The following is a 16382-nucleotide window of genomic DNA, read 5'->3' as shown; positions in this document are numbered from 1 at the left end:
CCCCACTCGCTAGAGCAAGTTTTTTCTCTTCCGCCTTTGACTGCACGAAAACTAGACTGTAAAGCACAAGATTAGTGAAAGGATCAAATTTCATGTTGAACCGCCGGAATTTCGCGCGTCTTTTTAGCGCTGTATTTATAACTGCCGCTCTCACATCATTTGCTGGCGCAGCGGACATTCCTGTCAAACACGCGCAGGGTGAAACCATCGTTCCCGCCAATCCGGATCAGGTCGTTGTTTTTGATTTTGCGACACTCGACAATCTTGATCGCCTCGGTGTCAAACTCGTTGGAGTCCCGGGCAACATCAAATTTCCAGACTACCTGAAAAAATACGAAAGCACGGATTATACAACGGTCGGCACCCTGTTCGAACCAGATTATGAAGCTGTCAATGCAGTCGAACCAGATCTGATTATTATCGGCGGTCGTTCTGCTGCAAAATATAATGAATTGGCCAAGATCGCTCCCACTATCGACCTAACAGTCTCTGCCGATAAGTTCATTGCCGACACAAAATCCAATATTGAAACGCTCGGTCAGATTTTCGGCAAGCAAGCGAAAGCAGAAGCTGAACTTGAAGAGCTTGATGCAGAAATTGCATCGCTTAAAGAAAAAGCTGCAAATAAAGGCACGGGCCTGATGATCTTGACCTCTGGCGGCCGGATGAGCGCTTTTGGGCCGGGTTCGCGTTTCGGTGTTATTCACGACAGTTTTGGTGTTAAACCCGCGGCTCCGGATCTCTCCATTGGCAATCACGGTCAGCCGATCACTTCGGAATTCATTCTTGAAACCAATCCGGATTGGCTGTTTGTCATCGACCGCGATGCGGCGATTGGTCGGGAAGGCAATTCAGCAAAACAGGTCCTCGACAATGATCTCATCCGCCAGACAAATGCGTGGAAAAACGATCAAATCGTTTATTTGAAATCGCAGAATTGGTATCTCATCGGCGGTGGGCTTGGCGCGCTGCATGATACTATTGCACAGCTTTCTAAAGCATTCGATAAAGTGGATTAATCTTTTATATCAGCCGCTTCTGGCCATTCTCTCCAGCGTATTTGTAAGAGTTTAAGCTTCTTTCAAAAACACGCGCTGAATGGTCCGAAGCGGGTAAGGCAGGAACTGGAACAGGTGTGAAGCGAATTGCAGCCGCTATAATTATTGTCGCCCTACTGGCTTTAATCAGCCTGTTTATAGGCGTTAGCGATGTGTCACTCTCCACGCTTTTCGGACCTGATCGTAGCTCCCGAGCGGTCGAGGTGCTTCTTGTCAGCCGTGTCCCGCGTACAGTTGCAATCATTTTGGCTGGCATGTCGATGGCCGTTGCGGGGATGATTATGCAAATGTTGACCCGCAACCGCTTCGTTGAGCCATCGACAGCGGGAACCGTCGAATCTGCCAGTCTGGGCATTTTGTTGGTTATTCTATTTGCTCCTGAAACGCCGGTCTTTGGCAAAATGCTGATCGCGTCGATCACAGCACTGGCTGGCACGGCACTTTTCCTGCGTATCTTGCGCAGCATTCCCTTGCGCTCAATTCTGGTCGTGCCGCTTGTCGGCTTGATGTTGGGCGGTATCATCAGTGCGATTACCACCTTCATCGCTTACCGCTTTGACCTGTTACAATCGCTCAATTCCTGGACTACCGGGGATTTTTCTGGCGTTCTTCGCGGAAGATATGAGCTCTTATGGCTTTCTTTCTTCCTGACCGTGATCGCGTATATTGCTGCTGATCGTTTCACAGTCGCGGGCTTAGGCGAAGATTTTACAACCAATTTGGGGTTGAACTATCGCCGCATCGTAACCCTCGGGCTTGTCATTGTTTCGATGGTAAGCGCGTCAGTTGTTGTCACTGTCGGCATGATTCCATTCCTTGGTCTGATTGTGCCGAATGTGGTGAGTATGTTCATCGGTGATAATGTGCGGCGCACGGTTCCATGGGTGGCAATTTTTGGTGCCGGACTGGTTCTTGCCTGCGATATTGTCGGGCGCTTAATCCGATTTCCCTATGAAATACCGATCGGCACGATGATGGGGGTGGTTGGCAGCGCGATTTTCCTTTACCTTTTGTTGCGGCGAGGGTCTCGCCTTGCTTAGACGTCCGGCTGTCATATTAACGCTGTTAAGCGTACTCGTTGCGCTCTCCTGCATCGCTTTCATGACTATTGGCGCAAAAGGAAGCTGGTCCTTTGTGCTGTCATTTCGCGGCACGAAACTGGCCGCAATGGTTTTGGTTGCCTATTCGATTGCGGTTTCAACAGTGCTGTTCCAGACTGTCACGAATAATCGCATTCTAACCCCCTCCATCATGGGTTTTGACTCGCTTTATGTCCTCATCCAGACGCTAATCATATTTATTTTCGGGACGGTAAATATTGATGGCCTGGGGCCCAACGCGCGCTTTCTTACTGAAACGGCGATTATGGTGTTATTCGCAGGCGCGCTTTACGCTTGGATTTTTTCAGGCGCGATGAGAAGTTTGCATCTGGTAATGCTGGTAGGCATAGTGTTTGGTGTGTTCTTCCGCAGTTTTTCCAATCTAATGCAGCGGATGCTAGACCCCAATTCCTTTGCAGTTTTGCAAGATCGCTTTTTTGCAAATTTCAACAGTATAAATTCCGAAATTCTGTTAATTGCAGCCATTATCGTATTAGCGGTTTCGCTTTACGGCGGGCGTATGCTGTATCAATTTGATGTTCTTTCGCTAGGGCGTGATCAGGCAATCAATCTTGGTGTCAATCACAAACACGTTGTGCGGATCATTCTGCTTTTGGTGACAATTCTTGTATCCGTCTCAACTGCGCTGGTCGGCCCGATCACCTTTTTTGGCCTCCTTGTCGCCAATCTCGCCCATATGATCGCAGGCTCAGCAAAACACCGCATCATATTGCCGGTGGCGGTTCTGCTTGGCGTGCTCTGCCTCGTTGGTGGCCAAACCATTCTTGAACGGGTCTTTGCATTCAATACCGCGCTCAGCGTCATTATTGAATTTTTAGGCGGTCTTGTCTTTATAACCCTGCTCATAAGAGGAAATGCGCGTTGATTGAAGTCAGCCAAGTCAGCAAGTCCTATAATGCAGCGCTTGTCGTCGATAATGTATCGCTCGCGCTTCCAGCTCGCGGCATTACATCCATCATCGGACCCAATGGCGCAGGCAAATCCACCCTGCTTTCGATCATAAGCCGCCTGTTAATGATGGATAAGGGACAAGTAACTGTCGATGGGTTAGATATTTCGACCACTCGTGGCGATGTGCTTGCAAAACGGCTTTCGATCCTCCGGCAGGAAAATGCCATTACCTCGCGCCTCACCGTGCGTGATCTTGTTACTTTTGGCCGTTATCCACATTCCAAAGGTCGTCCCACTCGCGAAGATTTCAACCATGTTGATCAGGCGATCAATTATCTGGGTCTGGAAGGTCTGGGGGATCGTTTTTTAGATGAGCTTTCAGGCGGACAACGCCAACGCGCCTTTGTGGCGATGGTGCTCTGTCAAGATACCGACTATGTGCTGCTGGATGAGCCGCTCAACAATCTCGACATGAAACATTCGGCTTCAATGATGAAATTATTGCGCCGCGCGGCGGACGAGCTGGGCAAAACGATCGTTCTTGTGCTGCACGATATCAATTTTGCGTCCTGCTATTCCGACCATATCGTCGCAATGCGAAACGGCAAGGTGGCGCATCAGGGAACCCCGGATGAAATCATTCGTCCGGAAATACTACAAGATATTTACCAGATGGAAATTGCCGTCGAGATGATCGGCGGAAAACGTATCGGCGTTTATTATCTTTGATCAGCAGGCGGAGCTGCGAGAAAGATATTTCTCACAAAATATCAAAGAGAACCAATCGGACCGGATGATCAAGCTAAACGCAGGCGCTTGGGCAAATTTGCTCTTGGCGCTTGTGGTTTCATTGATCATTTTACTTTACTTGGGGGAGCCACACTTGAAAAATCACATTTGGGGGAGCCAGCAATGACTGCAACGGCACGGGGAGTTTGGGACTTTTGGACCGATCGCGGCGGCACCTTTACCGATGTGATTGCGCGGGATCCGAAGGGCGCGCTTCATGCGCGCAAGGTTCTCTCTGAAAATCCGTCAGTCTATAAAGATGCTGCCGTACACGGCATTCGCCTGCATCTGGGGCTGGAGCCTGGCAAGCCTATTCCCGCTGGCCTAATAGGCGAAGTGCGCATGGGCACCACTGTCGCTACCAATGCTCTGCTTGAACGCAAAGGCGAGCGTTTGGCATTGATCACTACCAAGGGTTTCCGGGACGCGCTGCGCATAGGCTATCAGGAACGCAAAGATATTTTTGCCACCGAGATTCTTAAACCCGAAGCCCTATATCAAAGCGTCATTGAGATTGATGAGCGTGTCCGGGCTGATGGTAGTGTCGAAAGGCCGCTTGATCTGAATGAAGCGGAAAAAGCGCTTCTAGCGTTGAAGCAACAAGGTTTTAATACAATCGCTATTTGCTTCATGCATGCTTATAAATTTCCCGGCCATGAGATTGAAATTGCTCGCCTTGCTCGCGAAATTGGCTTTGATCAGATCTCTGTCAGCCATGAAGTCTCACCGCTGATTAAATTGGTAGGGCGCGGCGATACAACCGTTGTTGATGCTTATCTTTCGCCCGTATTGCGCAGATATGTAGCGCAGGTTTCAAGCGAACTTGATATCGAGCGCACTGGTGCGCGCGTTATGTTCATGATGTCATCGGGCGGATTGACAGCGGCCGATCTTTTCCAAGGCAAAGACGCAATCCTATCTGGCCCGGCAGGCGGCGTGGTCGGATTTGCCCGAACTGGTGAAGCAGCCGGCTTCGGACAGGTCATAGGCTTTGACATGGGCGGCACTTCCACCGATGTAGCGCATTTTGATGGCGAATATGAGCGCGCATTTGAAACGGAAGTTGCAGGCGTGCGGGTACGTGCGCCCATGATGCTCATTCATACGGTCGCTGCCGGTGGTGGCTCTATATTGCATTATGACGCCGGTCGTTTTCGGGTTGGCCCCGATTCTGCCGGTGCCTACCCCGGCCCTGCCTGTTATCGCAATGGTGGTCCGCTCTGCGTCACCGATGCCAATGTGATGTTGGGCAAATTGGTTCCCGAATATTTCCCAACTATTTTTGGACCAGAGCAAAATCAGCCTTTGGATGTGGAGCGTGTCCGAGATCTTTTCACGAAACTTGCCGATGAAATCGGCGATGGCCGGTCACCGGAAGCGGTTGCGGATGGATATATCCGGGTTGCAGTCGCCAATATGGTTGAAGCAATCAAAAAAATTTCGGTCCAACGCGGCCATGATATTACGCAATATGCGCTAAATTGCTTTGGCGGTGCTGGCGGCCAGCACTCCTGTCTGGTTGCCGACGCTTTGGGTATGGAGAATATTCTTCTTCATCCTATGTCTGGCCTGCTCTCTGCCTATGGCATGGGGCTGGCGGATATAAGAGCAACCCGTCAAAAAGCCTTGGGCGTACCACTTAATGCGAGCGCTCCCGCAGCGCTCAAAAAAATGGGCTTAGAACTAGCGCAAGAATGCCTGGCAGAGCTTAACGCACAAGGCATCGAAACTGATGCCATTCAGCAATTTTTACGTGCTCATATTCGTTATGCAGGGACTGATACGGTCCTTTCTATCGACGCTACTTTCCCCGAACTGGATAGCGCTGAGCGGCTTCGAGCAGAATTTGAAGCAGCGCATAAACGCCGCTTTGGGTTCATTGCTGAGAATAAGGCACTGGTAATTGATGCGGTAGAATTTGAGACCGTAGGCGGTGGCGCAGCCGAGGTGGAAAACGCAATGCCGCTGAATGATAAGGCTGAAGTGATAACAGATAAGCGTACCCGCTTTTTTTCACTGGGCGAATTCCATGATGCCAGCGTGGTTATGCGTGATGAAATTAAACGCGGACAAACGGTAACCGGTCCTGCCATCATCATTGAGGACAATCAAACCATTATTATTGAAGATGGCTGGCAGGCGCGATTGACAGAACTTGATCATATTGTTCTTTCGCGAATTAAAGCCCTGCCAACACGCACAGCAATTGGCACAGAGGCTGACCCTGTGATGCTGGAAATTTTCAACAATTTGTTCATGTCGATTGCCGAACAAATGGGCGTGACACTTCAAAACACCGCCTATTCGGTCAATATTAAAGAGCGGTTGGATTTCTCCTGTGCAGTCTTTGACGCGGAAGGAAACCTAGTAGCAAATGCACCGCATATGCCAGTGCATCTGGGTTCAATGGATGCTTCAGTCGCCACCGCAATTAAACAGAATAGCAACATAAATCCTGGCGACGTGTTTTTGATCAATGCCCCGTATAATGGTGGCACTCATCTGCCTGATCTTACTGTTTGCACCCCAGTTTTTGACGATAAAAATCGCGCAATCCGGTTCTGGGTCGCAAGCCGTGGTCACCATGCCGATATTGGCGGCATTGCCCCCGGCTCAATGTCGCCGCTAGCGGTCAATATTGAGCAGGAAGGCGTCTATATCGATAATTTCAAACTGGTTGATCGGGGCGTTTTTCGCGAAGAAGCTTTGGCTTGCCTGTTGACGGGGGCGAAATATCCGGTTCGAAACCTCACGCAGAATGTGAACGATCTCAAAGCGCAAATCGCAGCCAATGAAAAGGGTGTTGCGGAACTCAAGAAAATGATCACTCATTTCGGTGAAGATGTCGTGAATGCCTATATGGGCCATGTTCAGGATAATGCTGCCGAAAGCGTGCGCCGCGTCCTCGATAAATTGCCCGATGGTGAATTTACCTATGAGATGGACCAAGGTTGTCAGATCAAAGTTCGGGTGACAATCGACAAGGAAAAACGCGAGGCGACAGTCGATTTCACAGGCACATCCGAACAACGCCCGGACAATTTCAACGCGCCAGAGCCGGTCACTCGTGCTGCTGTCCTTTATGTATTTCGTGTGTTGGTGGAAGGCGATATTCCGATGAATGCGGGCTGTCTGCGCCCGATCAAAATTATCGTGCCGCAAGGCTCAATGCTTTCGCCGCAATATCCGGCAGCGGTTGTGGCGGGCAATGTGGAAGTCAGTCAGGCGGTGACCAATTGCCTCTTTGGCGCAACTCGCGCCATGGCCGCAGCACAAGGTACGATGAATAATCTGACCTTTGGCAATGACGAATATCAATATTATGAAACCATTTGTTCAGGCTCGCCTGCGGGGCCCGGTTTTCATGGAAGTGATGCGGTTCACACGCATATGACCAATTCCCGCCTTACCGACCCAGAAATTCTTGAATCGCGGTTTCCCGTTCTGCTAGAGGATTTCCATATTCGCGAAAATTCAGGCGGCAAAGGCAAATGGCATGCCGGCAACGGGACCAAGCGCACAATACGCGCGCTAGAAAAGCTCGACTTTGCTATTCTCTCTGGTCATCGGCGGGTCGCGCCCTTTGGTCTTGAAGGCGGGGAACCGGGCCAAACTGGCCGCAACGAAGTGCGCCGCAAAGACGGCACGATTGAAGTGCTGGGCAATTGCGATCAAACCGTCCTTGACGCGGGAGAGGCTTTCACTGTGATTACACCCACCGGCGGAGGCTATGGAAAAGCCGAATAACAAACCAATAACGCCGCGCTTAAGCGGCGTTTAATTTTATATTTTAGACCATCGGACCTTCACAGTCCCACAACATTAGAAATTTTATTATCTTTACTCTCGTGATCGAAAAAATATTTTTCGAAAATAGCAGGTTTCTGGAGCTTTTAAACGCTCCATTAGAATCTAATTCCTGTATTTTAGATTTAGACGAATATTTTTTACGGGTGCTCGATATGAAACTCTTCAAACTTTTTGCTACTGCCGCAGTGATACAGGCATCGCTTTTCTCAGCAGCATGGGCTGGAGAAAACCTCGACGCCATTCAGCAAGCAGGCGTCCTTAAAATTGGCACTGAAGGTACCTACGCACCTTTTACCTATCACGACAAGGATAACAAACTGGTTGGCTTTGACGTTGAAATTGGTGAAGCCGTTGCGCAAAAGCTCGGTGTTAAGCCAGAATTCATCGAAGGTAAATGGGATGGCCTGATCGCTGGCCTTGATGCAAAGCGCTATGACGCTGTTATTAATCAGGTCGGCATCACCGAAGAGCGCCAGAAGAAGTTCAACTTCTCCGATCCTTATATTGTCTCGAAAGTGGTCCTGATCGTGCATGAAAATAATGATACGATCAAAGGGTTTGACGATCTCAAAGGCGTTAAATCAGCCCAATCGCTAACCAGCAATTATGGTAAGCTTGCGCAAGAATCCGGAGCTGAATTAGTCGCAACCGATGGGTTTGATCAATCAATCCAGCTGGTTTTAACCGGTCGTGCGCAGGCCACGCTCAACGATAATCTTTCCTATCTTGATTTCAAAAAGCAGCAGCCCGATGCACCAGTGAAGGTCGTTGCTGAGAAGGAAAATGCAGATGCGTCCGGCATTATCGTTCGCAAGGGTGATGATGAACTCGTAGCGGCCCTCAATAAAGCGCTAGCTGAAATCAAGGCCGACGGCACCTACGATAAAATTTCACAAAAATATTTTGGACAGGACGTTTCCAAGTAATTCTCTGACACACGGAAAATCGGAAGCCGGAACCCGTTTTCGGCTTCCGTTCTTTGTGCTGGGCCGTCATATTAAGTCCCCGTGCCAAGCAAAGGAACCGCAAACGTGCCCCATTGGCTTCATTTAATGGTCGAGTCCTTGCCCACTTTATTATGGGCTTGCCTGTTATTTACTATCCCGCTTACAATTTTATCGTTCATATTTGGGCTATCTCTTGGGTTGTTAACCGCTCTGGTGCGGCTGTTTGCACCACTTTGGGTTTCGTGGATTGCCCGATTTTACGTCTGGGTTTTCCGGGGCACGCCCCTTCTCGTCCAGCTTTTCGTTATCTTTTATGGTCTGCCCAGCATAGGCATTTATCTGGATGCATTTCCGGCAGCTCTGATCGGATTTTCGTTAAATGTCGGCGCTTATAGTTCCGAAGTCATCCGTGCAGTCATTTCTTCGGTTCCAAAGGGGCAATGGGAAGCGGCCTACTCCATCGGTATGAATTGGCGCCAAGCTCTGACCAGAACCATTTTACCTCAGGCCACGCGAACTGCCGTTCCTCCGCTTTCAAACACATTCATATCGCTGGTTAAAGACACGTCCCTTGCGGCTGCAATTACAGTGCCGGAACTATTTCAATCAGCGCAGCGGATTGTGGCCACCACCTATGAGCCGCTGATACTTTATATTGAAGCTGCGCTGATCTATCTTGGATTGAGCTCGATTTTATCTGCTCTGCAAGTCAGACTTGAGCGTCGTTTCAGACGCTATGGCGGCACCTTGGAGACGAACTCATGATAGAGCTTCAAAACATCCAAAAACGCTTTGACGATGCCGTTATTTTAAACAATATCAATGTCCGCATTGATGAAGGCACCGTGACCGCACTGGTTGGTCCTTCCGGCGGGGGGAAAAGCACTCTTTTGCGCTGCATAAACCTGCTTGAGATCCCGACTTCGGGAACTCTCACGCTTGGCAACCACACCCTCGACTTTTCCCCCAACCGCAAACCAGCTTGGTCGGAAATACAGGCTATACGTCGCCAGACCGGTATGGTGTTTCAGAATTTCCAGCTTTTTCCGCACCAGACAGCTATTCAAAACGTCATGGAGGGTCTGATCACGGTCTTGAAATGGCCGCAGGAAAAAGCACGTGAACATGCGATGGAATTGCTGACCAAGGTTGGCATGGCACATAAGGCAGATGTCTGGCCTTCCACTTTATCTGGAGGACAACAGCAGCGGATTGCCATTGCGCGTGCTTTGGCGCCCTCGCCCCGGGTGCTGCTGTGTGATGAGCCAACTTCCGCGCTTGATCCGGAACTTGCGACAGAAGTGGTAGATGTCTTAAGCAAGCTTGCCAAAGAAGGAACCACAATGGTGATCGCCACGCATGATTTACGTCTTGCAGCGAAAATCGCACAAAATGTCGTCTTTTTAGAATCGGGCAATATAGTCGAAACAGGGACTGCCCGTGACGTGTTCGTCAGGCCTGAGCACAACCGTACAAAGCAATTCGTTGCCACTATCAATGCGGCTCACAGCTACGACATATGACCTTAACGGGCTTTCGCACACAAGGTGCGGCCCGTTCTTTCATTGAACTATCAGCCAATATAATTTTTCAGGTCACTTGCAGCGTCGCCCTATTGGTAAATGTCACAACCGCTGTTACATTATAGGCAACGTAAAATTAAAGCGCCATGCTAGCGTCCTTCGGGTTCGCGCGGCGCCAAAAGGACAAGAACCTTGAAAAACCCCGACGAGCGCCCCAGCAACATGGCGCAATCCGGGGCGTCTAACGGACGATCGAGCTTAAACTACGCTCGGAATCCGTCTGAGAATGGCAACCGCAAATCGCGTAAAAATGCCGTTCCAGAAATCGGCAAAATGCCTGGGGCAGCCGATTTAGGACGCACGGATACGGAAAAACCGGCAATTCACAGTCAGGCCAAACGCTTGCGGCGGCGTAGGCGCGGTAAAATGCGCAGCACGGCAGACGCTATTTCTGAGACCGTACTAGGTCTGGTCGATGCAGCTGCACAGAGCAAAACTGCTGAAGGCAAGCCATCAGGAAAAATTTCGAATCGCCGCCGACGTGCGCGTAAGAAAAAGCAGGCGCGGATAGAGAGCGTTGCCGCTTCATCATCCGAATTCAAACAATCTGTGCAGACCAGCCCTTCGCACAATTGCTCGCATGTGTCTGTCCTAGCTGGCAAACGGGGGCCTGCCGCCTCTCAGATACGCCATAAATGGCATGATACTCGCGACGCTCCGCTTTATGCCGCGCTCGATTTGGGCACCAATAATTGTCGTCTGCTCATAGCGACCCCCACGCGTCCTGGGCTATTTCGGGTGGTAGATGCTTTTTCGCGCATTGTCCGATTAGGCGAAGGGCTCTCAACCACTGGCCGGTTGAGTGATCATGCCATGCAACGAGCCGTTGACGCGTTGAAAATCTGCTCCGAGAAGCTTGCCTCGAAAAAAATCAGACGAGCCCGGCTTATCGCGACTGAGGCCTGTCGCTCAGCAGAAAATGGCGAAGAATTTCTTCAGCGCGTATTAGATGAAACCAACTTGCAACTTGAGATCGTAGATCGACAGACAGAGGCGCGTTTAGCGGTTTCCGGATGCGGAACGCTCATCACCCGGGATACGGATGCCGTCGTGCTATTTGATATTGGCGGTGGCTCATCAGAAATTGCGCTGATTGATGTTTCCGAACGCCGGTCCCCACGTTTGGCCGAACATATTCGCGCATGGACCTCACTGCCTGTAGGTGTCGTAACTCTCGCCGAACGTTTTGGTGGGCGCAATGTGACGCCTGAAAGCTATGATAATATGGTTCAGCACGTCACAGAACTTTTGTCGAGCTTCGCTCAACGCCATTGTCTTGGCCATCTGACCGCGGGTTCTAGGTTTCACCTATTGGGCACCTCAGGCACTGTTACCACGCTTGCCGGAATTCACTTGGGGCTTGAACGCTATGATCGGCGCAGAGTTGATGGTATGTGGATGGGTGCAGAAGAAGTCACCCAAATGACCAATCAGCTTTTGTCATGGGATTTTGAAGCTCGCGTTGCCAATCCTTGCATCGGGGCGGACAGAGCCGATCTGGTCCTGGGGGGCTGCGCTATTCTTGATGCCATACGCATAGTTTGGCCTAGCGAAAAACTTCTCATTGCTGATCGTGGTCTCCGCGAGGGCATTTTAACTGAATTAATGTCGCGTGATGGTGCCTGGCGGCAAAATCGTTCGTCAAACGTCCACAACAGCGCAAGAAACAGGCATTGAGCATGAGTAGATCAGGCGGAAACAGAAGCAGGGCAAAAACCACCGGTGGGCGGGGTGGTTCTGGTACCAGCAGACTGCATGTCCGGGTTAAAAAGAAGGCTGGGACGATTAAGGAGTCGTCGCGTCGCTGGTTGGAGCGCCATCTAAACGATCCCTATGTGCATAGATCGCGTCAGGACGGCTATCGGTCGCGCGCTGCTTATAAATTGATCGAAATTAATGATCGTTACAAGGTACTGAAAAAAGGCCAAAAAATTATTGATTTGGGTGCAGCTCCCGGCGGGTGGTCGCAGGTTGCTGCAAAAATTGTCGGCTCAACTGACGAAAATCCGCTGGTTGTTGGCATTGATTTTCTTCCAGTCGATCCTTTGCCAGGCGTGATCATGCTGCAAATGGATTTTTTGGATGATGATGCTCCGCAAAAATTGATGGAAGCCTTAGGCGATCAACCCGATCTGGTAATTTCGGATATGGCGGCCCCCACAACCGGCCATCGCCGGACCGACCATCTTCGGACCGTGCATCTATGCGAGGTAGCAATTGATTTTGCGGTGTCAGTTTTAAAACCTGGTGGCCACTTTTTGACGAAAACATTTCAGGGCGGAACTGAGAATGAGATGCTAACCGTATTGAAGCAAAAATTCCGCTCAGTCCATCATGTAAAGCCACCGGCTTCGAGAGCTGAATCGGTCGAACTCTATCTTCTGGCTCGAGACTTTAAGGGATAACAGACTAGGTTTGGTCTTGCAAAAAGTGAGGCCGGAAATCCGGCCCCACCTTTAAATTAGATTAGATATTATATTATATGTCGGCGGCGTTCACGTTCGATCTCTTCCGGGGTGTAATAGTCAGCATCCGGATCAAATCTTTCCCAGCCTTCATTTGTATATAGCTGGCGGCGTTCAGCAACATCGACGCGATTAGCGCCGGATAATATCGATTCTGCTTCCGCATAACGCTCATCGGGCACGCGTGCTGTGACTAAAGCGCCGCCGCGGCGCACGCCCTCGGCATAAAGATGAGCATCCTCCTCTGGCACTCCTGCCTCTGTGAGAGCTCCGATCAAACCGCCAGCTGCTCCGCCGACAATAGCGCCGCCAGCTGCGCCTGCAAGTGTTGCCGCAAGCCATCCCGCAGCTACAACCGGTCCCACGCCTGGAATAGCCATGACACCTAAGCCGGCTAATAATCCGCCTGCCCCGCCTACAGCCGCACCAATACCGGCACCGACGCCTGCGCCCTCGGCGGCGTTGCTTTCAGTTTCGTCATGGTGCGACACAATACTGATATCAGATGACGAAAAGCCTGCATTTTCAAGCCTTTCCACTGCATCCCGAGCTGCGCTATATGTATCGAATAATCCCGTTGCGGTTTTCATGATAACGTCCTTTCTGGTGCTAACAGTCGCTGTTAAGGGGTTTTGGTCGTTACATTGCCCTGATAGTCGAGCTGCACAGTGACGTTGTCTGCACCTTTGGTGGCTGTGCCTTCCCAGATCCCATTGTCTTTAAGTGTCAGCCCTGTGACATTGGTAAATCCGGCGTCTTGAATGCGGTCTTTTGCCTGTTCTTCAGTGAAACTATTTTCACCTTCCACAGGAGCTTGAGGGTTCGTTGTGTCCGGGGTAGCAATGGCTGGAGTTTCCGTTGAGGTTGCGTCAGTTCCCGTAGCGGGCGCATCCTGCGCAAAGCCAATTGAAGGCGCAATAATAAGAGCGCTTGAAAGCGCTAATAGCTTGATATTCATCGTGTTTTCTCCTCGAACACAGTTGTTTCGATAAGTGGAAAACTCGCATAACGGCGTTCGGTTCCTTAAGAATTTGAATTATGTGAATGAGCTAATGGAAAAAGCGGGTGGACGCTTCTCTCTTAAATTTACGCGCATTATGGGGAGCAAGCTTAGCGCAGTTCATTGACGCAATTGGAGCGATGCTCATATCAACGGATCCTGACGGTAACGAAGCATTCAGCGCATAGCGCATGAGAGAATATTTGTTGTGCGGCTAAATATGAGCCGCACATAGGTTCCGGCATATGTTCGGTCCCGGCATGTGTTAACGATCTCAAGCAGCTAGACATCTGCTCGCAAACCGGAAGCCATATATTTAAACACTTCGATAGCACGGGGTAAAACCTTTAGCGGATCGTCTCCGGCTGCAACCCAAAGTGCTGCGTCAAAAGCAGCTCCACTCAACAGCCGTGATGCCGATTCAATATCCACGGGCTTCATAATCCCGTCCGATACCAATTCCGTTACAATAGATTTCGTAGCGACCAGACAAGCATTTTGACTAGGCCAGTTCGACGGGTCGCCCAAAACAGCAGGTCCATCAAGCAGCACAATTTGCCGAATTTCCGGATCAAGCGCCATTTCGATATAGGCCGCCCCTTCTGCCAACAGACCTTCCCATTTGCTTGCCGCCTGTCCAGCAATTTCCTGAGCACGTTGTGCCATTTCGCCATCAACTTGCGCTACAACAGCTGCAAACAAACCTCGTTTGTCGCCAAAATTATGATAGAGCGCGCCGCGAGTCAGTCCGGCAGCGGCGGTCATCTCATCCATGGAAGACGCAGAATAACCCTGTTGCGCAAACATCTTGCGCGCAGAAGCTATCAGCTTGGCGCGATTTTCTTCCATTTTTTGGACGCGGCTTTTGGGGATCACCTCAAACATCTCCTAAAAAAGCAAAACCATTCTATTGACATACGCCTCGTATGTGACATATTAACATACGAAACGTATGTAAACTAGCATTCCTAAGATTATCTGAAGCCTCACCATCAAAGAAAGTTGCCATCATGACCCAACGCCAAGCTATTTTCCCCAAAGACCGCCATGCACTTTATGAAAAACACGGATATTCTGCCGCAATCCGTTCCGGAGATTTGGTTTTTGTTTCCGGCCAGGTGGGAAGTCGTCCAGATGGGTCTCCCGAGCCAAAATTCAGTGATCAAGTACGGCGCGCTTTTGCCAATCTGCGTTCAACGCTGGATGCGGCTGGCTGCACATTCGAGGACATAATTGATATAACCACATTCCATACCGATCCAGAAACACAGTTTGAAACGGTGATGGAAGTTAAAAATGACGAATTTAACACCCAGCCCTATCCCAATTGGACAGCTTTGGGAGTGAATTGGCTGGCTGGATTTGATTTTGAAATCAAAGTTATCGCACGCGTCCCTTCCGCCGCCTGATGAACAGGTTTTACATGCCCCTTCTGGTGCTACACCTTCAACCACGGTCTCAATCGCCGGTCGGGGCATATACGGTTTTAAGAAAGATAGTTCATACCCGCTTAGCGCGCAGCATTTTCAAGAAAAGCCTAATTAGCGCGGCTGGTCGGATAGAGTCTCTGCCAACTGTCTTGCGATTGATGCGATTGCCGCATTGCGCTGCTCTATCGACGCATCGGTTTGTGTAATATAAATTGCCGCAATCAACGGTTTTTGCTCTGGCGGCCAGATGATGGCGACGATCCCCCGCGTTCCATAGCCGCCCGCACCGGTACGATCTCCAATACGCCAAGTTTCGGGCAGTCCCGCACGCATCAACGGGCCACCAACTTCATTCGACATCATCCAATTGGTCAAGGTCTTGCGCGAATGGGCCGACAGACCATCTTCCAGAAGCAATTTATGCGACAAATTAACGATAGCATCAGGTGTTGTCGTATCGCGTGGGTCGCCAGGAATTGCTTCATTAAGTTCGGTTTCCCAGCGATCCAATCGCGTGACTATATCTCCTTGCGCACGCAAAAATGCAGTTAAACCCTGCGGGCCGCCAATAGCTTCCAGCACTTTATTGGCAGCAGTATTATCGCTTGTTCGCATTGTCGCGTCGCAGAGAGTCTCCAAACTTACCGCTTGCCCCACCCAATTTTCAGTTAAAGGCGAATAAGTAACAATATCATTTTGGTTAATTGTCACCCGCCGATTGCCATCTTCTTTGCCCTCATCGATATGCGCGAGAAGTGCGGCGCAAGCCAATAATTTGAAGGTACTAGCCATTGGAAAACGTTCATCCGCTCTATAGCGCCATGTTTCGCCGGTACCGGTATTCCTGATCGCCAGACCTATACGGGCATTGATTTGTTTTTCGGCCTCTTGAACCTTACTGATCAACTCCGCCTCACCTGCAACTGCGGGCGATAAGAGGAGAAAAAGAGACCCAAAAAGTCCAAGCGCCGATAGTTTCATGCCCTATCCTTCCGCTAACGCGAATTTAATCCGTGAAAACTATCAGCAATTTGCCAAACACAAAATAGTTTACGCAAAACCTGCACCCGCACTCAAAGAGGGCTACGCAACGAAGTGTTTAAAAGCCCGCAGGGAACAACCGGACAGCGTTTTCCTACCCCATCCGTTCAATAGTTAGACAATTCTGATCAATCAACACTCGATGGCGACTGGTTCCAACAACTCGTCAGCTTCTGACTTTAAACATGCGCCTAGGGTTGGGTTGTGCAAGCGAAAAGCCTATCCCGCGTATCTGGCGCTGATCTTC

The 16382-nt window shown here is 50.2% G+C and carries 15 protein-coding genes; 11 read left to right on the top strand and 4 right to left on the bottom strand.

From position 1 onward, the window contains the following. Positions 1 to 92: 92 nt before the first annotated feature. The 10 genes from C7374_RS12550 (at position 93) to C7374_RS12505 (ending at position 12604) form a co-directional block, all read left to right on the top strand. Positions 93 to 1019: a siderophore ABC transporter substrate-binding protein gene (locus C7374_RS12550; protein WP_111575970.1), complete on the top strand. Its 927-nt coding sequence runs from the start codon at positions 93 to 95 to the stop codon at positions 1017 to 1019. Between the two features lie 116 nt (positions 1020 to 1135). Beyond that, on the top strand, positions 1136 to 2098 hold the full coding sequence (locus tag C7374_RS12545) for an ABC transporter permease (protein ID WP_111575969.1): 963 nt from the start codon (positions 1136 to 1138) through the stop codon (positions 2096 to 2098). Then, complete coding sequence (locus C7374_RS12540) at positions 2091 to 3044, top strand: iron chelate uptake ABC transporter family permease subunit (protein ID WP_111575968.1); 954 nt, start codon at positions 2091 to 2093, stop codon at positions 3042 to 3044. The genes C7374_RS12545 and C7374_RS12540 overlap by 8 nt, the downstream gene beginning before the upstream one ends. Next, positions 3041 to 3799 carry an iron ABC transporter ATP-binding protein gene (locus C7374_RS12535; protein WP_111575967.1) on the top strand — a complete coding sequence of 253 codons (759 nt, stop codon included), beginning with the start codon at positions 3041 to 3043 and terminating at the stop codon, positions 3797 to 3799. The genes C7374_RS12540 and C7374_RS12535 overlap by 4 nt, the downstream gene beginning before the upstream one ends. A gap of 183 nt (positions 3800 to 3982) precedes the next feature. Beyond that, positions 3983 to 7606 (top strand): hydantoinase B/oxoprolinase family protein, encoded by a 3624-nt coding sequence (locus C7374_RS12530; RefSeq protein WP_111575985.1) that lies wholly within the window; start codon positions 3983 to 3985, stop codon positions 7604 to 7606. A 215-nt stretch (positions 7607 to 7821) separates the two neighbouring features. After that, positions 7822 to 8595: an amino acid ABC transporter substrate-binding protein gene (locus C7374_RS12525; protein ID WP_111575984.1), complete on the top strand. Its 774-nt coding sequence runs from the start codon at positions 7822 to 7824 to the stop codon at positions 8593 to 8595. Between the two features lie 105 nt (positions 8596 to 8700). Further along, on the top strand, positions 8701 to 9381 hold the full coding sequence (locus tag C7374_RS12520; protein WP_111575966.1) for an amino acid ABC transporter permease: 681 nt from the start codon (positions 8701 to 8703) through the stop codon (positions 9379 to 9381). After that, positions 9378 to 10139 carry an amino acid ABC transporter ATP-binding protein gene (locus C7374_RS12515; RefSeq protein ID WP_111575965.1) on the top strand — a complete coding sequence of 254 codons (762 nt, stop codon included), beginning with the start codon at positions 9378 to 9380 and terminating at the stop codon, positions 10137 to 10139. Before C7374_RS12520 ends, C7374_RS12515 begins: the two co-directional genes overlap by 4 nt. Before the next feature lie 192 nt (positions 10140 to 10331). Then, positions 10332 to 11876, top strand: a complete 1545-nt coding sequence (locus C7374_RS12510; protein ID WP_245412660.1) for a Ppx/GppA phosphatase family protein — start codon at positions 10332 to 10334, stop codon at positions 11874 to 11876. Positions 11877 to 11878: 2 nt separating this feature from the next. Then, entirely contained in the window at positions 11879 to 12604 is a 726-nt protein-coding gene (locus C7374_RS12505) for an RlmE family RNA methyltransferase (RefSeq protein WP_111575963.1), read from the top strand. Between the two features lie 68 nt (positions 12605 to 12672). On the opposite strand, the gene C7374_RS12500 is transcribed toward C7374_RS12505, so the two are convergent. The 3 genes from C7374_RS12500 to C7374_RS12490 form a co-directional block, all read right to left on the bottom strand. Beyond that, positions 12673 to 13254, bottom strand: coding sequence for a general stress protein (locus tag C7374_RS12500; protein WP_111575962.1), 582 nt, complete (start codon positions 13252 to 13254; stop codon positions 12673 to 12675). A 32-nt stretch (positions 13255 to 13286) separates the two neighbouring features. After that, the gene (locus C7374_RS12495) at positions 13287 to 13622 is read right to left on the bottom strand and encodes a PepSY domain-containing protein (protein WP_111575961.1); all 336 of its coding nucleotides are present in this window, start codon (positions 13620 to 13622) and stop codon (positions 13287 to 13289) included. A gap of 324 nt (positions 13623 to 13946) precedes the next feature. Further along, positions 13947 to 14537, bottom strand: a complete 591-nt coding sequence (locus C7374_RS12490) for a TetR/AcrR family transcriptional regulator (protein WP_111575983.1) — start codon at positions 14535 to 14537, stop codon at positions 13947 to 13949. Positions 14538 to 14674: 137 nt separating this feature from the next. Here C7374_RS12490 and C7374_RS12485 point away from each other — a divergent pair, with 137 nt between their 5' ends. Next, positions 14675 to 15073, top strand: coding sequence for a RidA family protein (locus tag C7374_RS12485; protein ID WP_111575960.1), 399 nt, complete (start codon positions 14675 to 14677; stop codon positions 15071 to 15073). A 132-nt stretch (positions 15074 to 15205) separates the two neighbouring features. Here C7374_RS12485 and bla read toward each other — a convergent pair whose 3' ends face one another. Beyond that, positions 15206 to 16075 (bottom strand): class A beta-lactamase, encoded by an 870-nt coding sequence (gene bla, locus C7374_RS12480; protein ID WP_111575959.1) that lies wholly within the window; start codon positions 16073 to 16075, stop codon positions 15206 to 15208. Positions 16076 to 16382: the final 307 nt, after the last annotated feature.

This window comes from Falsochrobactrum ovis (genome assembly GCF_003259955.1).
Taxonomy (GTDB): Bacteria; Pseudomonadota; Alphaproteobacteria; order Rhizobiales; family Rhizobiaceae; genus Brucella; species Brucella ovis_A.
The sequence above is the reverse complement of the archived record's forward strand: the minus strand, read 5'-3'. Positions and strand labels throughout refer to the sequence as shown.

Coding starts and splice junctions, on each gene's coding strand:
- C7374_RS12550 (WP_111575970.1), top strand. CDS start 93: ATGTTGAACCGCCGGAATTTCGCGCGTCTTTTTAGCGCTGTATTTATA.
- C7374_RS12530 (WP_111575985.1), top strand. CDS start 3,983: ATGACTGCAACGGCACGGGGAGTTTGGGACTTTTGGACCGATCGCGGC.
- C7374_RS12525 (WP_111575984.1), top strand. CDS start 7,822: ATGAAACTCTTCAAACTTTTTGCTACTGCCGCAGTGATACAGGCATCG.
- C7374_RS12515 (WP_111575965.1), top strand. CDS start 9,378: ATGATAGAGCTTCAAAACATCCAAAAACGCTTTGACGATGCCGTTATT.
- C7374_RS12505 (WP_111575963.1), top strand. CDS start 11,879: ATGAGTAGATCAGGCGGAAACAGAAGCAGGGCAAAAACCACCGGTGGG.
- C7374_RS12500 (WP_111575962.1), bottom strand. CDS start 13,254: ATGAAAACCGCAACGGGATTATTCGATACATATAGCGCAGCTCGGGAT.
- C7374_RS12495 (WP_111575961.1), bottom strand. CDS start 13,622: ATGAATATCAAGCTATTAGCGCTTTCAAGCGCTCTTATTATTGCGCCT.
- C7374_RS12485 (WP_111575960.1), top strand. CDS start 14,675: ATGACCCAACGCCAAGCTATTTTCCCCAAAGACCGCCATGCACTTTAT.
- bla (WP_111575959.1), bottom strand. CDS start 16,075: ATGAAACTATCGGCGCTTGGACTTTTTGGGTCTCTTTTTCTCCTCTTA.